Origin of the sequence: Peijinzhouia sedimentorum, assembly GCF_049340005.1 — a bacterium.
Lineage (GTDB): Bacteria > Bacteroidota > Bacteroidia > Cytophagales > Cyclobacteriaceae > CAXBDP01.
In genome coordinates this window covers 40,283-53,847 of the sequence record NZ_JBMPIY010000010.1, presented here as the reverse complement: position 1 = coordinate 53,847, position 13,565 = coordinate 40,283, and the positions used below count along the sequence as shown (strand labels likewise).

General features: G+C 40.7%; 11 protein-coding genes. 2 read left to right on the top strand and 9 right to left on the bottom strand.

Features of this window, described 5'->3' with window-relative positions; genetic code table 11:
- Positions 1-107: 107 nt before the first annotated feature.
- The 6 genes from ACOXY8_RS13120 to ACOXY8_RS13095 all read right to left on the bottom strand — a co-directional run bounded on the left by ACOXY8_RS13120 (position 108) and on the right by ACOXY8_RS13095 (position 4,184).
- Positions 108-1,352, bottom strand: coding sequence for a hypothetical protein (locus tag ACOXY8_RS13120; protein WP_458332058.1), 1,245 nt, complete (start codon positions 1,350-1,352; stop codon positions 108-110).
- Between the two features lie 54 nt (positions 1,353-1,406).
- Complete coding sequence (locus tag ACOXY8_RS13115; protein ID WP_458332057.1) at positions 1,407-1,745, bottom strand: potassium transporter KefB; 339 nt, start codon at positions 1,743-1,745, stop codon at positions 1,407-1,409.
- 76 nt (positions 1,746-1,821) lie between these two features.
- On the bottom strand, positions 1,822-2,121 hold the full coding sequence (locus ACOXY8_RS13110) for a winged helix-turn-helix domain-containing protein (RefSeq protein WP_458332056.1): 300 nt from the start codon (positions 2,119-2,121) through the stop codon (positions 1,822-1,824).
- A complete protein-coding gene (locus ACOXY8_RS13105) occupies positions 2,118-2,735 on the bottom strand; it encodes a hypothetical protein (RefSeq protein WP_458332055.1) in 618 nt (205 codons plus the stop codon). The genes ACOXY8_RS13110 and ACOXY8_RS13105 overlap by 4 nt, the downstream gene beginning before the upstream one ends.
- Positions 2,736-2,876: 141 nt before the next feature.
- A complete protein-coding gene (locus ACOXY8_RS13100) occupies positions 2,877-3,296 on the bottom strand; it encodes a hypothetical protein (RefSeq protein WP_458332054.1) in 420 nt (139 codons plus the stop codon).
- A gap of 108 nt (positions 3,297-3,404) precedes the next feature.
- Positions 3,405-4,184: a CPBP family intramembrane glutamic endopeptidase gene (locus tag ACOXY8_RS13095; RefSeq protein ID WP_458332053.1), complete on the bottom strand. Its 780-nt coding sequence runs from the start codon at positions 4,182-4,184 to the stop codon at positions 3,405-3,407.
- A gap of 239 nt (positions 4,185-4,423) precedes the next feature.
- Here ACOXY8_RS13095 and ACOXY8_RS13090 point away from each other — a divergent pair, with 239 nt between their 5' ends.
- Together ACOXY8_RS13090 and lhgO are read left to right on the top strand one after the other, a co-directional pair.
- Positions 4,424-5,617, top strand: coding sequence for an endonuclease/exonuclease/phosphatase family protein (locus tag ACOXY8_RS13090; RefSeq protein WP_458332052.1), 1,194 nt, complete (start codon positions 4,424-4,426; stop codon positions 5,615-5,617).
- A 71-nt stretch (positions 5,618-5,688) separates the two neighbouring features.
- Positions 5,689-6,888 carry an L-2-hydroxyglutarate oxidase gene (gene lhgO / locus ACOXY8_RS13085; RefSeq protein ID WP_458332051.1) on the top strand — a complete coding sequence of 400 codons (1,200 nt, stop codon included), beginning with the start codon at positions 5,689-5,691 and terminating at the stop codon, positions 6,886-6,888.
- 88 nt (positions 6,889-6,976) lie between these two features.
- On the opposite strand, the gene ACOXY8_RS13080 is transcribed toward lhgO, so the two are convergent.
- The 3 genes from ACOXY8_RS13080 to ACOXY8_RS13070 form a co-directional block, all read right to left on the bottom strand.
- Complete coding sequence (locus ACOXY8_RS13080) at positions 6,977-7,282, bottom strand: hypothetical protein (protein WP_458332050.1); 306 nt, start codon at positions 7,280-7,282, stop codon at positions 6,977-6,979.
- Between the two features lie 102 nt (positions 7,283-7,384).
- The gene (gene porU2, locus ACOXY8_RS13075) at positions 7,385-12,430 is read right to left on the bottom strand and encodes a putative type IX secretion system sortase PorU2 (RefSeq protein WP_458332049.1); all 5,046 of its coding nucleotides are present in this window, start codon (positions 12,428-12,430) and stop codon (positions 7,385-7,387) included.
- The gene (locus ACOXY8_RS13070) at positions 12,430-13,479 is read right to left on the bottom strand and encodes a putative type IX sorting system protein PorV2 (RefSeq protein ID WP_458332119.1); all 1,050 of its coding nucleotides are present in this window, start codon (positions 13,477-13,479) and stop codon (positions 12,430-12,432) included. The genes porU2 and ACOXY8_RS13070 overlap by 1 nt, the downstream gene beginning before the upstream one ends.
- Positions 13,480-13,565 lie beyond the last annotated feature (86 nt).

Below are 13,565 nucleotides of genomic sequence, written 5' to 3'. Positions count from 1 at the left end.
GGACTTGAACAATAGTGAAAAAGAAAGAGTGAATTTTTAAAAATTCACTCTTCCAAAATCGATTAAATGTCGATGTATTTGTGGCGATTTTATTTCGCTTTATTTACTTAAGTAAACCCAAAAACCAACGGAAACAAAAAGGTGACAATCAGCAACCAAATAAAGTAAAGTGGAATATATCTGGCGATGGTGTTGCCTACTGTGTGGATGTCGGCTTTGTTGGTGATCACCTTGTAAAGTTTCGTAGCAATCAAAAGCAGATTGCTTAAAATCAGAATATTAGCACCAAATACAGCTAGTCTGTTTGGTGTGATGCCCATTTCAATAATTCTGAAAACAATCGCAGAAAGTGCAATTCCATTTACCAAAATAGTCACTGAAGAAAGCAGGAAGAGCACCCAAACTTCTGCCTTGGTTTTGGAGGAATTTGAGCCTTCTGCTAGTGCAAAGAATATAATGGCCATTACACCAATAAGCATGGCATTGAATATCATTAAGAACTCACGGTCGTTGTATGGATTCTTCCCTGAAGAGATAATAGCGATCAAATAAATCACTAGCATCACCAACACAAGTGGACTGAAAATTCGGGCAATAACCGGCGACACTTTGCCTACTAATTGCGGATTGGTTTGCGTGAGAAAAGTGCCAATAATTGGTGCGGCGGCAAGTCCATAAACACCCACGTTTTCCATATACCATTCCGTAATTTCAATACCAATCAGCGAAAAAAGGCCAATGGTAAGTCCAGACAAAATTCCTCCCGCTATTAGAATAAGGGTGGTCATCACTATCAAATCTCCATTGAATTTTAGGAAATCTAGTCTGCGACCCAAATCTCCCAATTTTTCACCTACAAAAGCTAATCCCATAACAACCCACAAAACCAAAGGCAAATGAATGCAGGCGAGGATAAATGTATCGCTTTCGTTGTTTTCTGGGAGTAAATTGATGTAGGTAAGTGAAGCGAGTGTCACCAAAGCAAGCAGCAATACCCGCTTGCTAGACAAATTATTTTTCCATGCGAAATAGGCTGCAATCAAGGGCAAGAAGATAAAGCCCATATTTCTGGGATAGAAAAAATCTTCGCTAATTGGAAACCAAGAAGGAATTTTGGCGATGCTGCCGGCAATAAGTCCAGCGATAAGGATAAAGCTTAATTCGAATTTGCTGCCCCAATTAGTTTCATCATTTTCGAAATTGAGTCTTTCGTTCCAAGCTTCGGCTATTACATCGCCTTGGACTGATGGGTAAATGGAGTTGAAGTCCTTTTTGAATTGGGACTTATTGCTGCGATACAACTTCTCGAGCGCACTCGGATTATTTAGATTGGATTGTATTTCGGTTTTCATGGTGGTAAATGCTAATGGTAAAAAGCAATATTTTTTAGCGGGAGGATAATTTGTTTAATTCCAAAGAGTGCCGTTCAATCCTAATACACTACCCATCCAAACAGCAACAAAGTAGCCAATTATACTGATGAGATAAGCTGCGATTTTGATCCAGCCATCCATCTGGCGAAAGTGATCCATGTAGTAATAGAAAAGACCTCCCATTGCACCCATCATTGGAACGACTAAAAGTGGTTTTATCATCCAATATTTCCCCCAAGATGGATCCGAGTTATTGACTCCCGAAAGGAACAGCACTATTAGAAATAGGGCGATACCGGCGCCTTGGAGCATACGCACACTCGCTGGACGAGAATGAATTTGCTGATTTTGAGTTTGATTAAGCTGTGTCATGATAAATTGATTTTGTGGTTTAAATATTTCAAAAGTACTTTGTATTACAAAGTTTATGGACAAATTTTTTTAGCTTCTATTTTTGGGTTTTAATTAAGTTTTCCAATGCCGTTAAATGTTCTTCGAAAGCTTTTCTGCCTTCTTTAGTCATGAAATACTGCGTGTTTGGTTTTCTGCCCACGAAGGTCTTTTGCACTCCAATAAACGCTTCCTTTTCCAGTCCCTTGAGGTGGCTGGCCAGATTGCCATCTGTGACGTCTAGAAACTCCTTGAGTGAGTTGAAATCGAAGGTATCGTTAACAGCTAGGGCGGACATAATGCCCAACCTGATTCTGCTTTCGAATGCCTTGTGTAAACCATCGATTGATATCTTCACCGCTCGTATTTGAAATGCATATAAATGCCATAAACAATATGCACCACGCCAAAACCAAAGGCCCAAATTACCAGTCCATAAGCTGTGAAATAGGCTGCTACTAATCCCAATGCGATTTGAACTAGTCCCATGGTCTTCACTTCGTCGTAAGTGAATTTACCTGCATTGAACAATGCCATACCGTAAAACAGAAGCGTAACCGGAGCAATGAGGGAAATCAATCCTTGAGAAATTAAGATAAGAACTAGTAACCCTCCCGCCATTAAAGGAACTGCCATATTCACTACTACCCTCTTGGCAGTGGCGTTCCAAAGCTTCTCCCCTTTTTGCTTCGCTTTCTTTATTGAAAATAAAATTGCCGTGCAAATAGCCAATGCCAAAACACCCAAACCCAATAACATTATCTGCTGGAAATTATCAGGAATACTGTTAGGACTGGAAGTAATTTCGCCAATATTAAAACCAAATGTAGCCGAAGCAAAGTAAGCTCCAAGCAAGGCATAAATACCCGCCATGATACCTGCCCAGCCAGAGAGGGACACAAACTTGGAAGAACGCTCCATCATGGTGCGTATTTCTGAAATGTCCCGAATGTAGTCCCGTTCTTCTTTCATTTGAAAGTACTTTTTTTTTCAAAGTAAGATAGGAAAACATTGCAATCCAAATTTTGGGAAATAATTATCTGCAATAATTGATGTGAATCTAAAAAACCTGTACTAACGGAAGATCAACTGGTTAAAATTTAGAGGAACTTATTAAGCAACCCTATTTTTAGTCGCCAGACGACCCGCTAGGTAGCTCATCGGAATATAGGCGATCAATAAATCGACAAGCGTAAACCACAGAGGAGACGGCAATACCGCAACCATGTAGATGCCTCCCATTAGAAAAAATCCTCCAATAATCAGTGACATGATCATTTGATGGCTACTTGCCACAACTCCTGCTACTAATGCGCCTGCAAAAGTACCTATAGCATGAGCCAAGAATGGAAATAAAAAATGCTGTAGCTCAAAAAATTCCATGGCTGCTTGCAAGCCTTCCATCGTGGATGTATCAGATCCTGCTGGTGGAGGGATGATATTTCCACCTACGCTAATAATGGCTCCGTTGAATCCGCTGCCTACTACGAGGCCAATAATTACCGCTAAGATATTTCTTACTGTAGAGTTCATGGTTGGTTATTTTAGGCTTTATAAAATCAAGCCTAAGCTAAATAATTTTTGGGAGAGATAGAATAGTAAAAAAAATTTCGAAGCTTATAAGTTACTGATCAATAAGAATTAAAATGAGATGCCCAGGTGAGACGAAATAGAAGGCAATACATCAATCCCATAATGAAGAGCCAGCAATAAGTAAATATTTCTGTAGCGATTCCAGAGAAAGCCGAAAACCAAACCTAATATAAAACTTGGCAATATGGTGCCTACCATAACAGATGTAAAATCTCCAGCTAAACCTTCAACTCCGGAAGCAAGTACATAGCGAGAGGGGAAATGAAACAATGCGAATAATACGCTGGAAAGCAAGATGCTGATTAGCCATCCAAACTTCTTTTCGATTCTTGTTTGAAGCATTACTCTATAAAATAATTCCTCAGGTAATGCCGCAGTGAAAAATGGAATGATTAAAGCCAAAACCAAACTCAATACTTGCGTCTCATCAATTTGCTTTAACTCAATGAAAATCTTTGGCAAATGAGATTGATTCAAGAAAATTCCAAATGCTAATGAAATGAGAATATATCTAAGTGTGGTCAATTTTGAAGACTTGAACCGGAACAAAGATTTGATGCTGTATCCTAAATACTTCCAAAGTAGCATTGGTACAATCAGGAGAAAAATAAACTTGCTGAATAATAAATACCAAACATCATCGGTGAAGCTCGCTGCATTTAGAATGGGCAAAGGATAAGCTTTCTGAACCAATGCGAATGTCCAAACCAAACCAATAAAAATTAGTGAATAAGCAAGCAAAACCTTTAATTCCTTTGTAGGATCAAAAATCTCTATTTCATCAATTTCGACCCTCTCTTTGGTAATCCATTTCACAAATTTGCTCATCCTATTTTTCTTAAATTCAACGTATTGATCGGCAAAAAAGGAAACTTTGAAATAAGAATATCCTCCAATAAGAGGATTGGTTTAGCGTGAAGATTGGTGGTAATATCTCCATTTAATATTAGCGAAGCCATCAAATTACAATACTTTTAATATTTCATCTAATTCCTAAAAGCATTAGTTATAACTTCCTACAATTCATTTTTATTCTATTAATTTTGGCCTTCAAATCTCTTGGAATTATGCGTCCTATACTTGTATCGATTTCTCTGTTTTGCCTAGCCATATTACACATTCAGTGCAGCAATCCACCCACTGAGCAAGAGCCTATGAATCTCACTTTTGCCACTTACAATGTAAGTATGGAGTCCGAAAATTACCTAGGACGCTATGCCGATAGCGTATCGGCTCAGATATTAATTGATGAACTTGCATCTGGCAATAGCCTACATATCAAAAACATCGCGAAGATTATCCAAACGGTGAGGCCTGATGTACTTCTGCTTAATGAGTTTGATTACATAGAAGACCCTGCACAAGGCGTTGAGCAATTTATCAAAGCTTATCTGGAAGTGCCTCAAGACAGTGCCCAAGCGATTAGCTATCCATATTATTACTATTCTACTTCAAATACAGGAATAGAAACTCCTTTCGACTTAAATGGTGATGGCAAATTCGAAGGCTCTGGAAATGATGCATTCGGCTATGGTCGCTACCCTGGTCATTATGGGATGGTACTACTTTCAAAATATCCCATTGATGTGGCCAATATTCGCACATTCCAGCTTTTCAAATGGATGGATATGTCCAATGCCCTCCAAACCACCAATGCAGATGGCAGCCCTTGGTATAGTCCGGCGGCTTGGCAGGAATTCAGGCTTTCATCCAAATCGCATTGGGATGTACCGGTCCAAGTTGGCGACAAAACGATCCATGTTTTAGCCAGCCATCCTACACCTCCCTCCTTCGATGGTGAGGAAGATCGCAATGGCAAAAGAAACCATGATGAAATCAGATTTTGGACTGATTATATTGATGCGAATAATGGCTCTTACATTTATGATGATAAAAAGCAAAAAGGTGCATTGGGTGATAAATCATTCGTGATTATGGGCGATTTGAATGCCTCTCCAGATGGAGGAAATGCCTTAATCGAAGGCATTAGCAGTCTATTGAATCATCCCAAAGTAAATAACAAATTCACTCCATCGAGCAAAGGTGGCGAGCTGCACAGTCCGGATATTCCGACAGGTAAATATCACACGGCACTGTGGAGAATGAGAGCGGATTATGTATTACCATCTGTAGATTTGAATGTAATTGATTATGGCGTTTTCTGGCCAGCGTCTGGAGAACCACTATACGAAATGATGGAGAATAGAGAAGCCAGCTCGGACCATAGAATGGTATGGGTGAAAATTTCTCTCGAAAATTAAATCCAAAAAAGGCGGGAGGTAAAGGGATCTAATTCGCTTCCAACAAGCCAAAGCACAAATTTGAATCAGCAATGAGTAATTCCAAAGATATCATAATAATAGGTGGAGGTATTGTGGGCTTGGCCACCGCATTACAATTGTTGCGCAAAAATCCCTCTCTTAGCCTTACCATTATTGAAAAGGAAAATAAAGTCGCAGCCCACCAAACCGGGCATAATAGCGGTGTAATCCATTCTGGACTTTACTACAAGCCTAGTAGTTTGAAAGCCCAAAACTGCCTCCTCGGATACAAATTGCTTGTGGAGTTTTGTGAACAGGAAAACATTCCATTCGACCTCTGTGGCAAAATAGTGGTAGCCACTCGCGAAGATGAAATTCCAAGACTCAAAGATTTGCATGAGCGTGGTATCGCCAATGGCCTTGTAAATAATAAGTGGATTGGGCCTGAAGAAATAAAGGAAATCGAGCCTCATTGCACGGGTATTGCCGGACTTTGGGTGCCGTATACAGGTATTGTGGATTACAAAGCCGTATCCGAGAAAATTGCAGAAATCCTCCAAACACGCTTTGGTGCTGAGCTACATCTTGGAGAGAAAGTAATTGACATCAAGCGCGTCGATGGATTGATGGAAGTTATTACCGACAAGCGGGCTTATCTTACCAAGCAAATTATCAATTGCGCAGGACTGTATTCTGATAAGGTAGCCAAATTCACCGTTCCCAAACTCGATGTTAAAATCCTTCCCTTTCGAGGTGAATATTATGAGCTAAAGCCAGAAAAAGAGTATTTGGTCAAAAACCTGATCTATCCAGTACCTGACCCTGCTTTTCCATTTTTGGGCGTGCATTTCACCCGAATGATGGGCGGTGGTGTTGAGGCGGGACCAAATGCCGTGTTGGCATTTGCTAGAGAAGGCTATACCAAATCGGACATCAATTTAAAGGAATTAGGCGAAGCGTTGATGTGGCCGGGCTTTCAGAAAATCGCTGCTAAATATTGGCAAACTGGCTTTGGCGAGTTTTATCGATCCTATTCCAAAGCAGCATTTACCAAAGCGCTACAGAGGTTAATTCCCGAACTCCAAGCAAATGACTTGGTGCATGGCGAGGCAGGAGTTCGCGCGCAAGCTTGCCATAGAAAGGACGGTCTTATTGATGATTTTATGATCTTGCAAGAACCTGGAGTAGTGAATGTATGCAATGCGCCCTCCCCTGCTGCTACCTCCTCCCTTAGTATTGGGCTTACGGTGGCTAGTCTGATTCAGCCTTAAATTATATGGAAATTTTTGTTTGTAGGATTTGAATTCTACTTCATTCTACATTATGTAACCGAGGAATTGAAACTGAATGGTCAGGTCATTAGGCTTGATGCGACAAGGTTAAATACAAAGCCTTGAGACTTTTGCTTATTGAATCGCGAACTTCAGATGGGGCTTGATTTACTCTATTTGTCAAATAGTCTACATCCAAAAGCTTGGCTTTTACATATTCCCTTCGCTCACTTATCATTTTTATATTTTCTCGTTCAGATTTGAAATTATTAAGTATTTCGGAATTCATCCTGTCCAAATCTCTATAGACAAGTGCTTGGTCACTAGTATCTCGGAAATAGCTAAGATTTCGATGCTCTATAATGGCAGCATAGTTAGAAAATAGGCTTTTCATACAATGAGGAGGTTAACAGAACACAGTAATTAACATATTACATTGTCGAATTTAAGTATTTCTTAAACGTAAACAAGTATAAACATGAAAAACATAAGATGACTATCTCAAAATATAAAGTTTACCAAATCCATTTTTGAAGCCTTGATCGCCCGCAGAAGCTCTTGTAGCCATGGTTCCTCCCGCTTTTTGCACTAAAACTCTGTAGAAATACACACCATTTGCGAGCCTATCGCCAAATTGATCAGTACCATCCCATGCGAATTCTGTGAGATTATTTCCAATCCGTACATTACCAATTTCCTCCATTCCAATTTCCCGTACCACTTTACCTGAAATGGTCATCACTTGTATGCGAATATCATCCGGTATTTCGGATCCTGTAAGTGTGAATACGAATCGTGTACTGGTAGAAAATGGATTTGGATAAGGATAGAAATTAGTAATTTCAGAAGCATTCGACACTTCGAAACTGATAGAATAAGGCTCAAACCCAGCGGCATTTCCAGCCGCATCGGCTGCTTGCACACGCAATGAATAAATACCATCTTCTAATAGTTCCGGCTTCAGCTCTACTCTAAATGGACTCGTTTCTGTAGCGGCAAACCACTGTACTTTTGGGCTAGAAAAAGGAATCGTTTGAAATACACACGCTGCGCAAGGACTCTTCAGAGAAATGACCATTCCGGTAGTATCGGTTTTGAGTAAAAATGCATTATCATCCCTCAATTCCACACTGATGGTAGGGCGGGAGGAAACGATCTCACCGTCCATAATATACGCTCCATCAAAAGCAACATCTACTACAGGTGCCACCCCATCCGAACTCACATTCAAGAAGTTGTTTAATGTCAAACTGTTGTTCAAATAGTCTTGCTCTGGAAGTAGATTGTCGTTGACAGAAATCACCAAATCATTCACCCCTACCATATCGACAGTTGAAATTGGCAATTCGATAGTAATCCCTTCACCAGCATTTGGCGCATCCACTAAAAACTCACCTGCTTTCTTGAGGCTTGTTTCGTGGTTGGTAATTTCATATTTCACCAAGAGCGAGTCTGAAAAAGTGCCAGATGAGATATTGAAAAACTCAAATTCCGATCTGAAAACAGCTCCTTGCACTACCGAGTTTTCTGAAGTTGGCTGGAGACTGTAAAGTACTCCCTCAGCCAATTCATCATAGCTGATTATCCAATTTTTCAACTGCGCCGGAGAGAAGGTTTCTTCATTTTCCAAAATCAATTCCATCCTCATATAAGGGTAGATATTGGCTGGTATATTACTTAAATTGAGACTACTACCTTGCACATTTGAAAAGAGCAACTCTTCACCCTGCAATGGAGTGATTCCATAAATATTGAATTGTCTTTGTTCCAAAGCTGAATTCGCTTGAATGTTTCTGGTGAACCTACCCCATGATACCGCCGGGCCAATATTACCGGTTTTGAATCTACCGGACCCAAATCTGCCTGTAATAGTTTGTTCAATGATTATCTCCTGCTCTGAAGCATTTCCTCCCGCTTCAGCTTTTACAAAAGTAGCTGTTCCAGTAGCTGCTCCTTTCACTCCATACACAATCATCGGCTCGCCATTTTGCAGGGCTTTTATGCTTTCGGGATCCAAACCAATTTCTGCAAATGCCTGATAAGTAGCTTCTGTCCATGATTGGTATTGCACCAAACCTGCACTATAAATTACTACTACATCACCTTCTTTCACCCTGCTCACATAGGTTTCCAACATTCTACGACTTCCTGTAATATCAGCTTGGGTCATATTGTTAATTACCTGCGGCACACGCCCACATGAAGCGGGGTCGAGCACTTCGAACTGATTGTATGACAGCACTCTATACGGAACCGACGAATACTGATCGAAGGCGATTGCATTCAAGGTATTATTTCGGCAAGCCCCATAGCTCGCATTGATAATAAATTGAAAATCATTCAATAGCACTTCGATATTGGTATTGTTGAAGTTTGGATGATTGGCGCCATAAGTTCTTACAAACAACTCATTGCGGCTACTTTGGAATTCCCATCTTCCGTCAGGATAGTTTGGCTCCAATCCAGCCGTTAGATTTTCCTCCAACTGCATCTGATGGGCTTGCGCCCAGCCTTTTGGCCCATTATTGATGTAAGTAAATGAACTTACTGTCCAAGCAGTATCCTCATTTGCTAATGCCTGCCCGTATTTACTTCTCCAATAGAATACGGCGGTGTCTTGGTTGGGAAGAAGATTTGTGAGATCTACTTGCCATTTGCTAATTCCATCTCCAAACTGACTTATCCGGCGAGTTGCAGGGCTATTGAAAAAGCGGGTGGTATCGAGTTCCATCAAGAATTCACGTTCACCTTCCAATAGATCATTTGCTAGCGTAATTAATTCTAGGTTAGTCTTATTTTGGATAGAGAAATTGCCAGGAAAGATATTGGCAGTACCCGAAATGGAGATATTGAACTGGAAACTGGCTATATTATTATCCTTTCTCAATTCATCCAACTTATTATCGGGATCGAGCCTTACTTGAATAGTATTGATGCCGGCAGGTTCTAAATCCTCCCTAATTATGCTTACATAAAGCGTATCTTGATTAAAAATATTTTCAAACACACTTGTCGATTGGTTTACCACTCTTCCATCCGGCAATGTTCTTCTAACATCTATTTCCAATGTTGATAATGTAGCCAAACCAAAATTCTTAACTGGTATAGCAAGTCTAAAGGAATCCAATTCAATGCGCACGTTTCTGCCATCGAAAGCCTCTACATATAAATCCTCAGAAGCTACAGCATAATCCGCTTTTGGCGCTGCAAAAAGCCTTATACCCGGGTCTCCCTGAAAGTTGGTTTGTTGCAAATGAGCTACATCACCAAGATTTTCGGTGCGTCCTTCAAGTTGTTGTCTGAAAGCTTCGTAAAAAACTTTACCAATCGGCTGATTGATATAAGCAGAATCTGTAAGTGCAGTACGATAAAAAAACTCTGTAAACCTACGAAGCTGACCGGTAATCCCTACGTGACTATGAGCAATAAAACCTATTGCACCTCTATCTTTGGTAGTCATCCAATCTTCACCAAAGGTTTTTGTAGTCGTACTATAATTTCCAGCATCACAACCATTTACCAGGAGGATTGGATATTTTCCCTTATTTCGATAACCGAAACCATCGATAGAAGCAAAGCCAATATCAATATCGGCCACGTCCGCACCACTATGGCCGAAAAACGTAATTAGAGCAACTCCCTCATTTACTTCTTGAGAAATATTGATTAGCTCCACCGTACTTGTGGTTCGCTTGCCAACGGTTGTAACATCCGCTCCCAATAAAGGCCCTTCTGCAATTGTTTTAAAGGAATTTAAAAATGATCTAAAAGCATTGAGCTCTACCGTATTTGCTCCTCCACTAAGGTGTAGCATTTTCTTGCGATCCAAATCATCAAATGGCCTCGCTTCATGCTCAATCACCTTGTCAAGGTAATTGGCTACTTGCTCTGAGTTTCGGGCATTCAAGCGCCCGGTTGGCACATAAGGTAATAGCGGATTATCGCCTAAGCCTAAAGAGAAGAGATTGTCTGACAGAGGTTCGCCAGCAGTTGGCACAAAGTCTCTATTATTTTCATTTGGGTTAGGATTGCGGTAAGGCGAAAGTCTTGGATTCACAGGTTTACCAACCAAAAACATTGAAGGTTCTCGTCCACTATCATAAATGTATTTGGTAAAGCGCAACAAACCTGTGGCAGTAGCTTCACCGTAAGAAAATTGATTGTAGATGTCGTTGATCTCAACTGCCAATGCATCGAAACCACCTCCTTGAGCAGAAGCACGATAATCACGATAAGCCGCTACAGGATTGGAATAACTTCCTCCCGCTTGCATCAATAGATAATGAGAAACTATATAGTAATTGTAATCGGCAGGATTGAATTCGCTAAAACTCACTTTCTCCAAAACAGGCATTTTTATATCAGCTGTTGCTGCTTTCCACAAAGTCTTTTCTGTTCCAGCCTGGAGCACTGCCACTTCTGTATTTGTGCCACTAGAGGCCTTTCTTAAAATTCGAATATTATTGGTATCTGTAATATCCAACACTTCAAATAAGCCCGTTGAATTTGGCAAAGCTATTTTGGCATTTCCTGTTGCTTGTGGTGAAGTAATTATTTTTTCGCTACCTGCTCCATCGAATGTTTTGGGATATTCGATAAGGAAATATGCAGGGCAATGAAAATCATTAGAAACCCCAGCTACTCCAACAGAGGACACTCTCACGACCATTTGCCCATTCTCGCCAATATCCGACCAATTGAGTTCGAAATTCCCTTTGATGGCATTATGATCCTCAAATTCAAGAAAACCCAATGAACGAAGATTAGCGGCATTTGGTCCTACAAGTATTTGACTTCTATGCGGCCCTATATTTCGACCAATAAGCATCAACTCCAATGTAGGATTTGGGCCTGAGGTATTTCGACCTGTTAGGTTTGTAATTGCATGATCTCGGCTCTGCCCCCTGCGAATTTGAGTACCCATAAATGCCCCACCATAATCGAACCATGACATGAAAATATTGGTAACAGCACCTTGCGTGTAGGATAGCCCCGCATAAAAAGCTCCTACTTCAAGTCTGAAAGCTTCAGCTTTGGTAACCGCTTGCTGACTCATTGTAGCTATATTCCCTCCCGCTGTTTCGCGAACCATGCGCTTACCTTGGCCTGCATCTAATCTGTAAGTGAGGAAATATGCAGTAGTATCTGAATAGATATTGTGATATTGATGTGGCTGCGCTTCTCGTGGTCGATACAATTCAGCATCTAAGGTTCCATCATTTTTCTTTCCATAGAAATAAAGCAAGTCGCCTGTATTAAAGCTCCCATCTGCTTGACCAGTAATTTCTATAGCTTGCTCTATACCTCTATGAAACAACTGAATTTTCCTTGGATCGATAGAATTAACAGGAAAGCCCGCAGCAATCAATTGCTGATAGGTAAGACGGTAAATTCCATCTTCTGCAGTTTTTACTTTTAGATAGCTTTGATCGTAATTGATCCACTCATTGCCAACTTGCGCATTAACACTAAGCCCTGTCCAAATTACCAATCCGGCGATTAACCATAAGCTCTTTTTCAATATCGTATTCAGTATTTTCATCAGAAGGAAAGCATAAGTGAGAAAATATGAGAATATGGTGTGTCGGAAACATCGCCGATATCGGTCATGGCGTAGTCGATATGGAATTTGCTAAGCTTGAGACCTAGACCAAAGTTTGGCTGCATAGTCATGACTTCGGCATTTCGCAAGCCTTGTACTTTTTGAAAATTATTCAATCCCGTTCGCAAATAGAGCATATCCTGGAAGCCCAATTCCAAACCAAACGACGGGTCGATAGAGGTGAAATTACTCCCTAGCAAAACATTTCGCTGTCCATCGAAAGTCATGGAGAGGTCGAGCATAGCGAGTAACTTGAATTGCTCGTTGATGGGAAAATTCCGACCTCCGCTAAGTATTGCTCTTGGTACGGTCACTTCAATTCCATTTTGCGGGAGGGTGTTTCCTGTGCTTTGGTAAATCTCCTCCACCATTGAGGCTTCATGTACCCAAGCGTTGAATGTACCTGTGATATCTCTCAGCATTAAGCCAAATTGCCAAGCTCCATTTTCGTATTGCGCGCCAGCATCTAAGCCTACACCCCATGCATGAGCAAACTCACCAACATTGCGATGAATTACCTTCATGTTGGCTCCAAGTCTCAATCCATCCAATTTGGGAATTACTCGCGCATAAGAAACAATAAAACCATAATCGGCAGCTGAGAAAAATCGAATATTATCATAATTGAGCCTACCGTCTGCATCGTAAAGAAATCTGGTATCAGGAATATCATCAACTGCAAAGCGAATAGCTGATATGGCTAAACGCCCAAGAGAATCGGTGGGTAAAGTGAAAGCTAGGTAATCATAATTGGCCATGCCTGCGAAATAGGAAGCGTGCATAAGTCCTGCTTGGTACTTTTCGGTAATCCGCGTAAGTCCGGCAGGATTCCAATATCCGGCCATTACATTATCTGTGGCAGCAACTTGCGCATTGCCCATACCGAGCGCTCTCGCACCAACTCCCAAATTCATAAACTCATTAGAGTATTTGGGTGTGGTTAACTGCGCAAAGCCTGAAAATGGGAAAACAAAACACAATAAAAGCAATGCTTTCCAACAAGACGAATAAATAATGCTTCGTTTTTCCAATTAAAAAATGGATTTAAATTCTTGTTAATCTAAAGACAAATGTA